Here is a 14952-nt window from a genome sequence, read left to right on the forward strand (position 1 = left end):
GTAGCTTTTAAAATAAATCTATTTTTAATTACTATCCTTTATCGAACAGTTAGAAAATAATTTAGTCTCAAAGGAGAGATCTACATGAAAAAAACAGCAGGCATTCACCATATTACTGCGATTGTCGGACACCCTCAGGAAAATATTGATTTTTATGCCGGAATTTTGGGCTTACGATTGGTCAAAAAAACCGTTAACTTTGATGATCCTGGCACTTACCATTTATATTTTGGAGATGATGGTGGTAAACCAGGGACAATCATTACGTTCTTTCCATGGGCTGGAGCTGCACAAGGAAAAATCGGCGGCGGACAAGTTGGGGTAACGACTTTCGCCATCCCAGTTGGTACACTTTCTTATTGGGAAAATAGATTAACTAAATTTGCAGTCAACTATGAAAAAACAAGTCGTTTCGGCGAGACCTACTTACAATTTAAAGATTTTCATGGTTTGCAACTGGAATTGGTTGAACGTGCAGAAGGCCAGTCAAACAATTGGAATTTTGGAGATGTATCACCAGAAATAGCGATTAAAGGATTCGGCGGAGCCGTCTTGTATTCAACAGATCCTGCTTCAACAATTGAAACTTTACAAGAAACAATGGGACTGGAAAAAGTATCTGAAGAAGCAGGTCTTGTCCGATTTCAAGCTTATGGGGATATCGGGAATATTATTGACGTCAAACAAAGTACTGTTGCACCTGGACAAATGGGTGTTGGAACAGTTCACCATATTGCTTGGCGGGCAAAAGATGATGCAGATCATATAGACTGGCAAGATCATGTCTACAATAAAGGCTATGGGGTAACAGAAATAAAAGACCGCAACTATTTTAACGCTGTTTATTTTAGAGAATACGGCGATATTCTTTTTGAAATTGCAACGGATACTCCTGGATTTGCCCATGACGAATCTTATGAGACAATGGGACGAACACTAAAACTACCACCACAATACGAAAATGCACGAGATCAACTTATGAATACACTTATTCCAATTGAAGTAAAAGAATTGGATTAAAACAAATCAACTAATTGGAGGAATACAAAATGAACACATTTGCTGGAATTCACCATGTAACAGCTATAACAAGTAGTGCAGAAAAAATTTATGACTTTTATACAAATATATTAGGGATTCGCTTAGTTAAAAAAACGATCAATCAAGATGATATCCACACGTATCACTTATTCTTTGCTGATGAAAGCGGCAATCCAGGAACCGATATGACGTTTTTTGACTTTCCTAATATCCCAAAAGGGTCAAAAGGAACAGACGACATTTCAAGAACTTCTTTTCGTGTACCTAATGATGCAGCGTTAGATTACTGGATCAAGCGTTTTACTAAGTATGCTGTTAAGCATCAAGATATCAAAGAGCTGTTTGGCGTGAAAATTTTACAATTTGAAGATTTTGATGAACAACAATACCAACTGATTTCCGATGAAAATGACACTGGAGTCGCTTCTGGAAAACCTTGGCATAAAGGTCCTGTTCCTGATGAATTTGCGATTACCGGATTAGGCCCTATTTTCTTTAGAGTCTCAAACTTTAAGTATATGAAAGAAGTCCTTGAAAAAGTGTTATTCTTCACAGAAATTGCATCAGATGGACAGTATCATCAATTTGAAGTCGGTGATTTTGGCGGAAATGGCGCACAAATCATTGTCGAACCTAATACGATATTACCGCGCGGAAGACAAGGTTACGGCAGTGTCCACCATGTGGCTTTCCGTACAAAAAATCGTGAAGAACTTGACTTCTGGACTGAGCGTATGCAAAGTTTCGGGTTACCCAACTCAGGCTATGTAGACCGTTTCTACTTTGAATCAACGTATACAAATATCTATCCAGGGATTTTATTTGAATTAGCGACTGATGAACCTGGCTTTATCGATGATGAAGAATCCATTGAGACTTTAGGCGAAACACTCGCTTTACCACCAGCATTTAGAAATGATCGTGAACGGATTGAATCTTTGGTACGCCCAATTAACACTGTGCGTAGTACAAAAGTATTTGAAAAAGAGTTTTTAGACTGAATTGCCATAAATAGAAAGATCTAAAGGAGGAATAATATGAAACATTTATTTATTAAAGGGAATGATCAAACAAAACCCACTTTGCTCTTATTGCATGGAACAGGAGGAACTGAACGTGACCTTCTTCCTCTTGCAACAGAAATTGACCCAAACGCTAATGTTTTGAGTGTTCGGGGAAACGTACTAGAAAATGGGATGCCGCGGTATTTCCGTCGTTTAGCTGAAGGAATTTTTGACGAAGAAGATTTAATTTTTCGCACAAAAGAATTGAATGTATTTTTGGATGAGGCTGCTGAGAGGTATGAATTTAACCGTAAAAACATCTTAGCTATAGGCTATTCAAATGGCGCAAATATTGCTGCTAGTCTATTATTTCATTATGGCGACTCTCTAACTGGGGCAATTCTGCATCATCCAATGGTGCCTAGAAGAGGGATTACTTTACCCGATTTGAGCGACAAAGCTATCTTTATTAGTGCTGGAACAAACGACCCAATCTGCCCCTCAAAAGAATCAGAAGAATTGTATGCTTTATTGGAAAATGCCCATGCTAAAGTTGATATTCATTGGGAAAGTCATCAACATCAATTAACCTATAGTGAAGTTGATGCTGCAGCTAAATGGTATCAAACGGCTTATTAAGCAATTACGCTTACAGTCAAACGAATAAGGCTTCTGCTACTTCTTTTCATATCGTTTGGAGACGCACAAAAGACCACAGTAAAAAATAATGTATAAAAGCACCCCAAAAGTTATAATGCTAACCTTTTGGGGTGCTTTTTAGTACAGCTAATGAATATTTTGAATCACCGCACTATTTTCCCATGGACTTCCAAAGAATTTTTAAAACAAAATACATTCGATTACACAAATGAGGTTGAACCACTTACCTAACTTGTTCTATCACCTTAGTCCTTTTCCATCTTTTCATAAGGTTTAAAGAGCAACTTAGATTCCTCATTCAATATAAGAGCTGCTGAGAATGTTTGTCCTGTTTTTTTCTTAAAGCCTTTTAGTAATTGAGTCTCTTTTGTCAGCAATAATTTTTTGATCGTCGCTTCAGATAAAGTTTTTCCGACATACCTTTTTGGCAATGTAAATGTACAACCATTGCTGTACCCGCTACAGCCATAAAATTTACCTTTATCGATTATCATTTTCTCACAAAGGGGACACTTTCCAACTGTTTTATGCGTATGGTTCATACTTTTTATAGTAGGAGACCAGTCGCTATTTTCAATAATTTTTCCACTTGAATCTAACGTATGGTGAATAAATTTTTGAATAGTGGCTAAGAAAGCTTCCTGGGTGCCTTCTTCCTTTTTGATTTTCTTTAAATAAGTCTCCCACTTAGCTGTCATTTCAGGGCTGCTCAACAAGGTATTTTCTACCGCTTGACACAGTATCTTCCCCTTTGGAGTAACAGTCACATTGTTCTTTTGGACATCTATATAGTTTTGTTTTTTAAGTGTTTCAAGAATATTAGCTCTTGTTGCTTCTGTTCCAATGCCTTCTGTCGCTTTTAGGATTTCTTTTTCTTCTACATTTTCCAAGTCTTTGCCGCATGTTTTCATTGCAGTGATCAATGTACCTTCTGTGTATAACTTTGGCGGAGAAGTAAATCCTTCAGAAGTTTTTAAAGCCGTTTCGACCGTTTCATTTTTTTGTAATAAAGGAAGTTCATTAACCTCTACTTTATCTGTTTTTTTACTTGCTGGGTACTCTAGTTTCCGCCATCCCTGGTCTAACACGATTCTCCCTTTACTTGTAAAAGGCAGTCCCTTGATTTCAACTGTAACCGTTGTTTCATCGTATTTATAGTCTGTTTCGAACATAGCCATCGTCCGTTTTAAAATAGTGAAATAAATTTCTCTTTGAATAGATGGCAGCTTTTCTAATGCTTTTTGTGTAGGCACTTTTTTAGTTGGAATGATCGCATAATGCTCCTGGACTTTTGACCCGTCTACATAACGTTTCCGTTTGCTTCTATTCGGTTTCTCAATCGTATAATTTAAAACGCCTTGATAACTTTCTATTCTTTCTGACAAATACTGAAACTCTGAATCGGTAATATGCCGGCAATCGCTTCGCGGATAACTAACCAGTTTCGCTTCATAAAGCGACTGAACGTGTTTCAATGTATCCGAAGGGCTTACTTTGTATTTTTTATTTATCAAACTTTGCAAGTCACTTAAAGAAAACAGAAATGGCGAAGGCTGTGACACTCTCTTTGTATCGATCGCCGAAATCACTCCTGGGTTGTTAGCCAGCAACTGGTGTTTCTTGATCAACTCTTGCAGTTCTTTTTTCGTTGGAAACTTTTTAGCGTACTTCGCTTTAAATATCCCATTTTCAGCTTTTACAGTAGCATGCAATTCAAAGAAAGGTTCAGGAACGAACTTTTCGATTTCTTTTTGACGCGTATAAATCATGTATAAAGTCGGGGTTTGAACGCGTCCTACACTAAATACCCCTTCGTTGATTCCTTTTTTTTGCAATGAAAGAGTGTACATGCGAGATAAATTAATACCTACCAACCAATCGCTTATCTGTCTCGTTTGAGCTTCAATAAAGGAGGGGTAAAATTCTCTTCCTTCCCTTAATTGAGAAAAACCTTTTTGTATCTCATCCGATTCAAGTGAATTGATCCATAAGCGTTTGATTTCTTTATTGTTGGCCTTTGCTTGATTGATAATTGATCGAGCGATATTTTCCCCTTCGCGATCGCTATCGGTAGCAATTACGATTTGATCTGCTTCTTTTAACAATTTTTTTACAATATTAAATTGCTTGGCTTTTCCTTTCCCTACTTTAAATTTAAATGTTTCGGGAATAATAGGCAGTGTTTTCATGCTCCATTTTTTCCACTCATCTTTATACTCCTCTGGGGAAGATAACTCAATCAAATGTCCAAAACCCCAAGTAATCACATCATTAGATGGGTTTAAAACAATGTACCCATCTTTTTTGGAAAATTTCCCAAAAGATTCAGCGTACGCTTGTGCCTGGGAAGGTTTTTCTGCTAAAATAACCCGTTTCATTTTTTTCACTTCACTTTACCTTCTAATTTTTTTGCTTCAATTACTTTTCAAACTACAGCCCATTCTACTAGTTATTTTACCAGCATGTCCTTTTATTTTTCTAGTGTAGTTCTTTTCCGCCAATAAGCAAAGCACTTTTCTTTCATGAAAGAGAAGTGCTTTGCTTATTGGATTATAAATTTTTCATTATTGCCTACACCGGATATCGAATATGTTCCCTTTGCTTTTCAATACCTGATTTAAGATCGTTTTTTGCTTTTTCTAAATTTAATTCTACCATTTTTTCTGGATCATCCACTTCAATAAGAGCTAAATTCCGAAGACCTTCTTCCATTTTAGTTCTATTATCAGTTACTTTTGTAACAAATGTGCGTTGATCTTTTGACAATGATTTCCACTCTTTCGTTGTTTCTAGATAGCCAGAATAGGAACGCAGTACACTATTTTGATTTAACAAAATCGACAAGGTTTCATATTGATAAAGATTAACCCAGTTTGCCGTCTCAATCGTATAGTCAATATCACTTTGTGTTAATCGTTCTCTTAACAATAAATTATCATAAAAACTTTGATACTCATTGACTAACTGGTTAAATTTCTGTTGAACTCCCCATAATTTTTGGAATGCTTTATGTCCTTCTGCTACAGAATTTTCTGTTGAATTTACCAATATAGCTAACGGTCCCGTATAATAAGCGGTATCTATCTTTAAATGATCTCCACCAATACTGAATATATTATTGCTGGTGTCTGCCATAAGCGATAATGAAGATTGGGCACTATAGGCTTCTTCTTTAACCTCTTCGCCTATAGTGGTTAAATAGGCTGTGGCTTTTGGATTATTTCCTACGGTAAACCCCGCCATATAATAGGGCTTTCCGTTCACTTCCCAAAAAATAGGATTAACGAATACGCCTTCATACCACTTACTGAGTTTCTTTGCTTTCTTAATCAACAACTTTTCTGTTTTCTTATCCATTTTTCCTCCTAATAGTGACAATCGCATTATAGTTATATACTACGCAAAGTATTTTATATAAAGTTTTATTGCATCAATATAAAGTATATAGAGTTATTTCTGTGTCCGCAATTGAAAGCCTCTAAAGTGAAGTACTAAAAGACTCATTAGCTCGATTCAGTAAAGTAAATACTACCAAATAAATTGCATCAGCTATTGAAATGGGAGCAACAGGTGTTTTTACCGATTACATTAAGGAAACAAGATAATTCGCAAAAAATACAGCAGACTATCAATTAATGATAGCCTGCTGTATTTTTTATTGATTATTCTTCTAAATAAGAAATATCTTTTTGGATTGGGACTTTTGTACCGTCAAATTGTTCCTCAATATACTCTTGGACTTCTTCGCTATGGTAGAGTTCTCCCAATTTCAGGATGTCTTTATTAGTTGCATTTTCATTTTGGGTAACTAGAATATTAACGTTAGCTTTTGTTTCATCATTGATCTCTTCATGGAAAATTGAATCTTCTAAGACATTCAACCCTCCTTCCAATGCAATTGTATTTCCTATTAAGACTAGGTCAACATCTTGCATCACTCGTGGACCAGTGGTATCGTCAATTTCAACAAATGTTAGATTTTTAGGATTATTAATAATATCACTTGTTGTTCCCAATGTATCAAAATCATCCGACAATGTAATCAACCCTGCTGCTTCGAGCAATAATAAGCCTCTTGAAGCATTAGATGGATTATCAGCAATCGCTACAACCGAACCCTCAGTCACATCTTCAATAGAATCAACTTTATCCGAATAAATTCCCATTGGTTCTAAATAAGTTGTTGCAAAAGCCGTTAAATCTGATCCACTCTCTTCATTAAAAGATTCTAAGTACGCCCATGATTGAAAGGCATTAACATCCACTTCACCTTCGACTGTTGCGGTGTTCAATTGAGGACCGCCAATTACTTCCTCAACTTCTAATGTGATTCCTGCTTCTTTTGCAACATCAGATTGAGCAATGAATTCCCAAATCTGAAAGTCTGCCGCTTGGGATCCAACAACTATTGGTTGTGATTCATTTGAACCATCCTTTTTTGAAGAAGCGTTTTCCGAAGCACCTTCAGTTGAACTACAAGCACCCAATACGAGAGTTGTTGTGATTAAAATGAATGAAAGAATACTTTGTCTTTTTTTCATACCTAACCGCCTCTTTTTTTATTTTAATGCATGGTCATGCCGCCAGTAACATTGATCGCTTGTCCTGTCATGTATGTAGCTAAAGGACTCGCTAGAAATAAAACTACATTCGCAACTTCTGCTGCTTCTGCTGTTCTGCCAAGCGGAATCTGCAAGCAATCTTCAGCATAGATTTCTTCAGGTGTCATGCTTCTGATGAGCCCGCCTTCTACTCTTTCACGATGTTTCATGTCTGTTTCGACGATTCCAGGACAAACAGCATTGACCAAGATATTGTCCTTTGCCAGTTCTTTTGCCATCGTTTTAGTAAGTCCCAAAACTGCATGTTTAGACGCTGTGTAGGTTCCTAGTGCAGTATAGCCATTTTTCCCAGCTTGTGAAGCAATCTGAATGATACGACCGCCATTTCCAACTTTTTGCATAAGCTTTCCTACATTTTTTGAAGTCAAAAAAGTTCCTTTTGCATTTACATCCATGACTTTGTCCCAGTCTGGGACTTGACTGTCTACCACTAGATCCATCGTTGAAATACCTGCACTGTTAACTAAAATATCAATTTCTCCAAATGTCTCTAGCGTACTTTTCAACCAAACATTAACCGATTCTTCTGAAGCAACATTCAATTTTGAAACGGCAAACCGGTCTGTTTCCAATTTAAAGCCTTTTTCATAATTTAAATCTCCAGAAACTACAATTGCACCTGCTTCCAAAAAAAGGTCTACAATTGCTTTTCCTATCCCACTTTTTCCGCCTGTAACCAGAGCTACTTTGCCAGTTAAATCAATTCCAATCATTAGTACTTACCTCCTAAGAATAGACGTTAGGCAAATGTACGTTCAAACGGGTCTCTACTGAGGCCTTTTTCCAGTACATTTTTTGCATATTCTTTCGCCGAAAATAAAGAATGGTCTTTATAATTCCCACAAGAAATTTGAGATACAGCTGGAACTTCTTCTGTGTCTAAAATACGCTGTAACGTTTTTTCTAAAGCTTCTACTACAACCTCAGGTGAATCTTCCTCCCATTTAATGAGATAAAAACCGGTACGGCAACCCATAGGAGAAATATCAATAATCCCATCCAGTTCATCCCGTAAATAAGTTGCCAGCAGATGTTCTAATGTGTGCAAAGCTCCTGTAGGTAACGCATCTTGATTTGGCTGTAAAAAACGCAAGTCGTATTTTTGTACAGTACTTCCTTTATCGTTCTTTTCTACTCCTGCCACACGTAAATACGGCGCTTTCACCAAGTTATGATCTAATTCAAAACTTTCTACTTTTGCCATGCTGCATTCCTCCTAAAATAGTCTTTTATTATTTTTAACTCTGTCCTTGATTTAGTTTCCCCAAACTTCTTGAGAAACTTCTAATACCAATTTCAATTTATTCCATTGTTCTTCTTCAGTTAAATGATTTCCTTCTTCCGTTGAAGCAAACCCGCATTGTGTACTTAAACAAAGTTGCTCTAAAGGAACATATTTGGAAGCTTCTTGGATCCGTGCTTTGATGTCTTCTTTCGCTTCCAAATCACCTGTTTTAGAAGTAATAAGTCCTAGCACAATTTGCCCTTGACCTTTATAAAAGCGCAAAGGTTCAAAGCCGCCAGATCGTTCAGTATCGTATTCTAAAAAGTAACCATCATAATCTGTTTGCCCAAACAATTCCTTAGCTACCGGCTCATAGGCTCCGCTCCCAGCAAAAGTAGAGGCATAATTACCCCGACAAATATGGGTTGTAATAACCAGATCAGCTGGTTTATCTTTTAAAATAGCTTGTACATTTTTTGCGGATAATTCTTTTAAATAAGTTAGTTCTTGCTCAGAAATGTCTTCTACTACTTTGTCGTAACACAACACGCCCCAAAAACAATCATCGATTTGTAAATAGCGACAACCCAAGCGATAAAATTCTTGAATCGTTTCGCGGTACGCTTGTTGGATATCTTCGCAAAAAGCTTCTACCGTTGGGTAAAGAACTTCATCGCGAATACCTTGGTGCAGTAATTGATTTGGACTAGGAATAGTAAATTTAGGCAGCGCTCTGTCTCCTATACTTTCTTTTAAATAAACGAAGTGTTCAAAAAAAGGATGGTTTGGATTGAAAGTAATTTTGCCTGTATTTCGAACATCGTATTTTTCTGTTTCTACTCCTTCAAAGAAATAACCATGCTCTGGTACATAACCTTCAACTCCAATTAATCCTTCTAGAAAATCTAAATGCCACCAGCTTCTGCGGAACTCACCATCAGTTATTGCTTTGAGTCCCGCTTCCACTTGTTTATTCACTAGCTTGTCAATTTCATTGTCTTCCACCTTACGTAATTCTTCTAAAGCAATATTTCCTTCAGCAAAAGATTTTCGGGCTTCTTTCAACGCTTTTGGCCGTAAAAAGCTCCCTACTTGATCTCCTCTAAATGGTGCACCTGTTCTAGTTAATTTCTCTGTAATTACTGACATTTTCTTTCCCTCTTTCTATTTAGTATTTAAAAGCAAATAAAAAATCCGTCCTTGCACAAAAGAAAAATCTTTTGTGCAAGGACGGAATCATTGATTTCGTGTTACCACCTTGTTTTATGAAAACCTCACAGTTTTCACCTTTTCCAGTACTAAAGCAAAATACCACTTCCCATACTGTAGCACTATAACGGGTGCACCCGTAACAATCTAAAGTTCTATAAAAATTTCAAGAACGTTCAATTGTTCCACTCAAAGACCATTTTCCATTCAGCTTTCTCTTCCCTTTTTCAGCTACCAGGGCTCTCTGTAAAGATTCCACTTAAATGTACTTTTCTTATCGCTGCGTTTCATCTAATTCAAACTGTTTTATAATCTGAATTTAACGTAACAACAATTTAACATTCTACTATTCTATTGTCAATCTTTTTTATTTTGTTTTTTTGCAATCCCTTAAAGCAACTAATACAATTTTTTCTTCATAACGTTTAGTCCCTTTACTTATTGATATAAAAGTTAACTAAAATGAAAAAGACCTAGAATAATTCTAGGTCCAATACTTTATTACTGCTCCATCTTTTCCTTCAACGGGATCATTTCCTGGTTGGCCAACACGTGCAACCGCTTGTTTGATTGCCTCATAATCCTCTGCTTTTCCTTTTTGCATATCTGGTTCTAGTCCATCAGGATAAGCACCCACTATTTTGAAATCAGGACTTGCATCAATTCTTTTATGGGCTACACCTGCAGGAAGAAATAAGACATCCCCTTTAGAAAAAGAGTGCATCTGTGCATCAGGACCGCCAAGCTGTACTGTGGCTGTTCCAGCAACACAAGCCAATACTTCATGTGTATTGGAATGAAAATGATGATAAGAAAAAATACCATTTACCCATCCATTGGTATACCCGTTTTTTTCAAATAGATCCTGCACACAATGTGCTGGATCAGTTTCATTTAATAAATTAGCTACTACTTTAGGATAGTAAAGAATAGGTAATGGATTGTTAGGAAAAGGTTTGTTTTCTTCGGTATAAAAAGTCTTTACCATAAGATTTTCATCCTTTCACTTCTCTAATCCAAAATTAGTTTAATCAAACTCTTCATATTCATTTGGATGTTGTCCTTCTACTCTGCCCTCTTCACCTTTATCTAACGCATCGATTTCCTGAATATCTTCTTTTGATAATTCAAAATCAAACACATCTAAATTAGCTTTTTGGTGACTGAAGGAAGAAGCTTTTACAATCGACATCACACCATTTTGTAAGTTCCAACGGATGATGATTTGTGCAGGTTCTTTTCCATATTTTTCGGCTAACTTAACAATCGTTTCATTTTCTAATACATCATTAATCTCACGACCGAATGGACTCCAAGCTTCCGTTAAGATACCTAATTTTTTGTTGGCTTCTACTAATGCATTGTTGTTAAAGTATGGGTGGCGCTCAATTTGATTAGTTGCAGGAGTAACGCCTGTCTTTTCAATAATACGTTCAAGGTGTTCTGGCAAAAAATTTGATACACCAATCGTTTTTATCAATCCAAATTTCTGTGCATCAACTAATGCTTGCCATGCTTCTTCGTATTTATCTTGTTTAGGCAGTGGCCAGTGAATCAAGTATTTATCAAAGTAATCAATGTCAATACGATACAAAGATTCTTGAATCATCTTGATGGCCTTATCGTATTCATGCGCTTTTCCTGGTAGTTTTGAGTTGATCATCAATTCTTCACGTGGAACGGACGAACGTCGGATAGCTTCCCCTACCATTCCTTCATTCATATAGTTAGTTGAAGTATCAATAAGTCGGTAACCCGCATCAATAGCCGTGAGTACACTGTTCAAACCTTGAGCTCCTTGGACATTTACCGTTCCAAATCCAATAGCCGGCAAACTTGTTCCATCATTTAATTCGAATTTCTCAATTTTTGTCATTTTACTGTCATCCTTTCTATGAATAATTACACTACTTAGTATAAAGGAATAAGGAAGGAGTATCATGTAATATGTCTTCCAAAATTGGAATGGCGGAAATAATTGTTGCAGATTAACATTCCATTGTTAAAACAATTTTTTTGTAATTGATCCTTATATTATTTAAAAACTACTTAATATCAATATAACTTCCTTAGTGCAATATGATATGATTACCCTAACTACATCATTAAAAGATGAAGCAGGAGGAAAATATGACAAAATTTATAATCACCACCGAAAGCGGTTCTGATATATCTCCAGAGCTTATCGAGCGTTACAATATTCATGTCATTCCAATGCATGTTACCATGGGTTCAAAAACATTTGATGACGGGAGTTTTGACGTTGAAGATGTTTATCGTTTTTATGATCAAACAGGCACCTTGCCAAAAACTGCTGGAACGACTCCACAAGATAACAGCGTTGTTTTCGAGCGTATCTTAGCAGAGTTTCCCGATGCTCATATTATTCATATTGCTTATTCAGCAGTCACAACAGTATCTTATACTTCATGCACTATAGCAGCTGAAGATTTTAATAATATCCATATCGTTGACAGTAAAAATGTTTCAGGTGGCCTAACTGCTGTGATTGTCGCAACAGCAAGGTTTATTGAAAACAACCCAAACACCACTGCGGAAGAGATTGTTAATTTTGTGAAAGATGTCCGTGAACGTACACGTTTTGTTTTCTTACCGCAATCATTACTTTACCTGAAAGCTGGAGGGCGAGTTTCAAATGTTGCCTATCTTAGTGCCTCTCTTTTGAACCTTCATCCTACTATTATTCTTAAGGATGGTTATTTAGTGGCTTCGAAAAAATATCGTGGGTCGTTTGATCGCTGTTTGAAAAATACCGTTAAAGATTTCATCAAAAACTATGACATTGATCCAGAAACAGTGATCATTGGTGGGACAAAAAGATTGAGTGAAGACTATAAACAACTCGCTAAATCATTGTTACAAGATGCAGGTTACAATGATCCTTCTTGGTTCTCAGCTGGTGCTGTTATTTCAAGTCATGGCGGACCTGGAGCTTTTGGTATTATTGGGATCGAAAAGAAATAGATCATAAAAAATTCCTCTTTAAAATTAAATTGTTTAATCAAAAAAACTAATATACCAAATCTGTTCACTTAAAGATTTGGTATATTAGTCTTTTTTACAGATTTTTTTAATGTTTTCTGATTTGTCAAATTAAGCTAGACAGAACGTCTTCACTCATGTAACTAAAAAATACTTCCAATGGTGTTTGATAGTTCAATGACTTTCTTGGAATAGTATTTCTCTTATCTGCAACTGATGAAACAAATAATTGGTCGACTTGATTAAAATCCATTTCTTTTGGTAATCCATCTTTTCGGAGGAGACCATTAGAATTTTCGTTTAAAGCGCGTTGTGAAGGTGTTCCAGGATCCGCAAAATAAATGGCGATATCGTGGTGGTTGCATAGCGATTTCCAGTTAGAAAATTCTTTTCCACAATCAAAGGTGATAGAACGGAATAAGTTTCTTGGAATACCGTGAAACCAGTGATTCATGGCTGTTTCAATGTCGCTGGCCTTTCGTCCATTGGGTTTCAAAGTAATAATGACTTTAGATAGACGTTCCACTAAAGTGATAACAGCACTCTTGTGGTGGACACCTACAATGGTGTCGCCTTCGATATGGCCAAATTCTTCTTTAAACTGGGGATAATCTTTCTCTCTTTCTGTGATATTTCGCTTGAAAGACTGTTTTCCCCGACGTTCTTTATGACCATTTGGTTTTCTTTTCCCTTTCATTGGGAGTGTGGTTTCATCAAAGATCTTTTCTTTGAACTGGCGGTAAAGAGTACGAACGGAACACGCAACAGGCTCTTCCGCCCGACCAATGATGACGTCAGGAGTCCAACCTTGAGTGACTTTCTCTTTGATATAGGCCTGTTGTTTCTTTGAAAGCACAATTTTGCGACGCCCACAACGCTTCTTGTTTTCCTTGTACTGTTGAAAATACTCAAGTGCCGTATGCCCTGCTTTCAAGAAGTTAAGGACGTTGTAAATGGGTGTTCGCGTTCGTTTTAAATAAGCGGCTATTTTCGTAACTGGGATATTTTTGTGGTAATAAGACTCTATCATCACCAGTTCATCCGTGGTAAGATGGGTGTAGGTCATTCGTGATCACTCCTATGTCTTCTTTAGTCGGAATTACATTTTGAGTGTACCACGAATGGCTTTTTTATTTGTCTAGCTTAATTCTACAATCGGCGTTTCTAAATAATTCCTTTCATTTTAAACAATGATTACAACTAGTTTCTTTCCCGTCCTATCAGCATTTATAAAATAGGTCTAAAAACATTTAGTCTTATTGACAGATCATCAGATAGTTTGTTACTATAATGATTAAATTAATAACGTTTGGTTTGCTGCCGAGTAAACCTAGGATATACGTATTTTCTACTCCGATAGGCCCAGCAGGAGTAGAGATTGCGTGTATCCTTTTTTATTTTTTAGGAGGAGATTATTATTTTTTCGCTTATTAGTTTAACCGTTTTTACTAGTTTCGTAGATTCTTTTAATCCATTTGCTATTGCCCAACAATTTACTTTGCAAGGTGTATTAAAAAAAACATACCATATTTGGTATTATATTGTAACGTTGTTTTTGACAAATTATTTAGCCAGTTTCATGTTCTATACCGGTGTATCAATCTTAAATAAACAGTTTTTGACAACCTATTGGGCAATACTTGAATTTCCAACTGCAGTCTTAGCCTTTATTACTGGTAGTGTTCTTATTTGGTACAGTATTCGTTCTTTTTTAATCAATTGGAAAGCTAGAAAGTTTCTTGTGGATAAAAGTGATAAAGAATCAAAAGAAATAGAATTGAAGTTTTCGGAAAAAAAGATCACGCCAGCTTCTTTGATAGGTATTGGTTTTACAACTACGGTCGTTGAATTTTCAACCGCTGCTCCTTTTATTGCCTATTTGACAGTTGTTCAGCAATTCCAACCGACACTTGGCCAATTATTATTGCTACTACTGATCTATAACCTTATTTTTTCTTGGCCGTTATTTGCCTTGTATTTCTTATTTGTAGGCTTTCAAACAACTTTTGAAAAGATATACACACGTATGAACTTTGTGCTACAAATGGTTTCAGCCTTTTTATTGCCTATTTTATTTTTCATTATTGCGCTTTTATTAATAGCCTATGCAGGAAATAGTTTTTTTTAACTTGTATAAATTGTAAATAGCTTGTCTAGTTGATTCAAATGATTATTCTATTTCAAAGTA

14 protein-coding genes and 1 other annotated feature are annotated in these 14952 nt (G+C 36.2%); of the genes, 5 read left to right on the top strand and 9 right to left on the bottom strand.

What is annotated here, in order from left to right:
• Positions 1-84: 84 nt before the first annotated feature.
• The 3 genes from BR65_RS07440 to BR65_RS07450 are packed head-to-tail and all read left to right on the top strand — an operon-like array spanning position 85 to position 2684.
• The gene (locus BR65_RS07440; protein WP_034537623.1) at positions 85-1020 is read left to right on the top strand and encodes a ring-cleaving dioxygenase; all 936 of its coding nucleotides are present in this window, start codon (positions 85-87) and stop codon (positions 1018-1020) included.
• Positions 1021-1049: 29 nt separating this feature from the next.
• Entirely contained in the window at positions 1050-2042 is a 993-nt protein-coding gene (locus BR65_RS07445) for a ring-cleaving dioxygenase (RefSeq protein ID WP_034537624.1), read from the top strand.
• A gap of 36 nt (positions 2043-2078) precedes the next feature.
• Positions 2079-2684: an alpha/beta hydrolase gene (locus tag BR65_RS07450; protein WP_023179212.1), complete on the top strand. Its 606-nt coding sequence runs from the start codon at positions 2079-2081 to the stop codon at positions 2682-2684.
• Between the two features lie 266 nt (positions 2685-2950).
• Here BR65_RS07450 and BR65_RS07455 read toward each other — a convergent pair whose 3' ends face one another.
• From BR65_RS07455 to BR65_RS07490, 8 genes are all read right to left on the bottom strand, one after another.
• Complete coding sequence (locus BR65_RS07455) at positions 2951-5083, bottom strand: type IA DNA topoisomerase (RefSeq protein WP_034538694.1); 2133 nt, start codon at positions 5081-5083, stop codon at positions 2951-2953.
• A gap of 193 nt (positions 5084-5276) precedes the next feature.
• Positions 5277-6062, bottom strand: a complete 786-nt coding sequence (locus BR65_RS07460) for a hypothetical protein (protein WP_034537626.1) — start codon at positions 6060-6062, stop codon at positions 5277-5279.
• Positions 6063-6367: 305 nt separating this feature from the next.
• On the bottom strand, positions 6368-7246 hold the full coding sequence (locus BR65_RS07465) for a MetQ/NlpA family ABC transporter substrate-binding protein (protein ID WP_034537628.1): 879 nt from the start codon (positions 7244-7246) through the stop codon (positions 6368-6370).
• Positions 7247-7269: 23 nt separating this feature from the next.
• Positions 7270-8040, bottom strand: coding sequence for an SDR family NAD(P)-dependent oxidoreductase (locus BR65_RS07470; protein ID WP_034537632.1), 771 nt, complete (start codon positions 8038-8040; stop codon positions 7270-7272).
• A gap of 26 nt (positions 8041-8066) precedes the next feature.
• Positions 8067-8531, bottom strand: a complete 465-nt coding sequence (locus BR65_RS07475; protein ID WP_034537634.1) for an S-ribosylhomocysteine lyase — start codon at positions 8529-8531, stop codon at positions 8067-8069.
• A gap of 51 nt (positions 8532-8582) precedes the next feature.
• Entirely contained in the window at positions 8583-9701 is a 1119-nt protein-coding gene (locus tag BR65_RS07480; protein WP_211251486.1) for a 5-methyltetrahydropteroyltriglutamate--homocysteine S-methyltransferase, read from the bottom strand.
• A gap of 74 nt (positions 9702-9775) precedes the next feature.
• Positions 9776-10051 (bottom strand) — a binding site (T-box leader).
• A gap of 194 nt (positions 10052-10245) precedes the next feature.
• Positions 10246-10749 carry a cupin domain-containing protein gene (locus BR65_RS07485; RefSeq protein WP_034537635.1) on the bottom strand — a complete coding sequence of 168 codons (504 nt, stop codon included), beginning with the start codon at positions 10747-10749 and terminating at the stop codon, positions 10246-10248.
• A gap of 39 nt (positions 10750-10788) precedes the next feature.
• Positions 10789-11637 (bottom strand): aldo/keto reductase, encoded by an 849-nt coding sequence (locus BR65_RS07490; RefSeq protein ID WP_023179232.1) that lies wholly within the window; start codon positions 11635-11637, stop codon positions 10789-10791.
• 254 nt (positions 11638-11891) lie between these two features.
• Between BR65_RS07490 and BR65_RS07495 the strand changes: the two genes are divergently transcribed.
• Complete coding sequence (locus tag BR65_RS07495; RefSeq protein ID WP_034537636.1) at positions 11892-12746, top strand: DegV family protein; 855 nt, start codon at positions 11892-11894, stop codon at positions 12744-12746.
• 124 nt (positions 12747-12870) lie between these two features.
• Here the strand turns inward: BR65_RS07495 and BR65_RS07500 are convergent, their stop codons facing one another.
• On the bottom strand, positions 12871-13830 hold the full coding sequence (locus BR65_RS07500) for an IS30 family transposase (RefSeq protein ID WP_034537637.1): 960 nt from the start codon (positions 13828-13830) through the stop codon (positions 12871-12873).
• Positions 13831-14319: 489 nt separating this feature from the next.
• Here BR65_RS07500 and BR65_RS07505 point away from each other — a divergent pair, with 489 nt between their 5' ends.
• Positions 14320-14892, top strand: a complete 573-nt coding sequence (locus tag BR65_RS07505; RefSeq protein WP_156098857.1) for a hypothetical protein — start codon at positions 14320-14322, stop codon at positions 14890-14892.
• The last annotated feature ends 60 nt before the right edge of the window (positions 14893-14952 follow it).

This window comes from Carnobacterium inhibens subsp. inhibens DSM 13024 (assembly GCF_000746825.1).
GTDB lineage: Bacteria > Bacillota > Bacilli > Lactobacillales > Carnobacteriaceae > Carnobacterium_B > Carnobacterium_B inhibens.

Bases quoted from the DNA above. Each gene is read 5' to 3' on its own strand.
- BR65_RS07495 (WP_034537636.1), top strand. From the start codon at position 11,892: ATGACAAAATTTATAATCACCACCGAAAGCGGTTCTGATATATCTCCA.
- BR65_RS07500 (WP_034537637.1), bottom strand. From the start codon at position 13,830: ATGACCTACACCCATCTTACCACGGATGAACTGGTGATGATAGAGTCT.
- BR65_RS07460 (WP_034537626.1), bottom strand. From the start codon at position 6,062: ATGGATAAGAAAACAGAAAAGTTGTTGATTAAGAAAGCAAAGAAACTC.
- BR65_RS07485 (WP_034537635.1), bottom strand. From the start codon at position 10,749: ATGGTAAAGACTTTTTATACCGAAGAAAACAAACCTTTTCCTAACAAT.
- BR65_RS07440 (WP_034537623.1), top strand. From the start codon at position 85: ATGAAAAAAACAGCAGGCATTCACCATATTACTGCGATTGTCGGACAC.
- BR65_RS07465 (WP_034537628.1), bottom strand. From the start codon at position 7,246: ATGAAAAAAAGACAAAGTATTCTTTCATTCATTTTAATCACAACAACT.
- BR65_RS07490 (WP_023179232.1), bottom strand. From the start codon at position 11,637: ATGACAAAAATTGAGAAATTCGAATTAAATGATGGAACAAGTTTGCCG.
- BR65_RS07455 (WP_034538694.1), bottom strand. From the start codon at position 5,083: ATGAAACGGGTTATTTTAGCAGAAAAACCTTCCCAGGCACAAGCGTAC.
- BR65_RS07445 (WP_034537624.1), top strand. From the start codon at position 1,050: ATGAACACATTTGCTGGAATTCACCATGTAACAGCTATAACAAGTAGT.
- BR65_RS07450 (WP_023179212.1), top strand. From the start codon at position 2,079: ATGAAACATTTATTTATTAAAGGGAATGATCAAACAAAACCCACTTTG.
- BR65_RS07470 (WP_034537632.1), bottom strand. From the start codon at position 8,040: ATGATTGGAATTGATTTAACTGGCAAAGTAGCTCTGGTTACAGGCGGA.
- BR65_RS07475 (WP_034537634.1), bottom strand. From the start codon at position 8,531: ATGGCAAAAGTAGAAAGTTTTGAATTAGATCATAACTTGGTGAAAGCG.
- BR65_RS07480 (WP_211251486.1), bottom strand. From the start codon at position 9,701: ATGTCAGTAATTACAGAGAAATTAACTAGAACAGGTGCACCATTTAGA.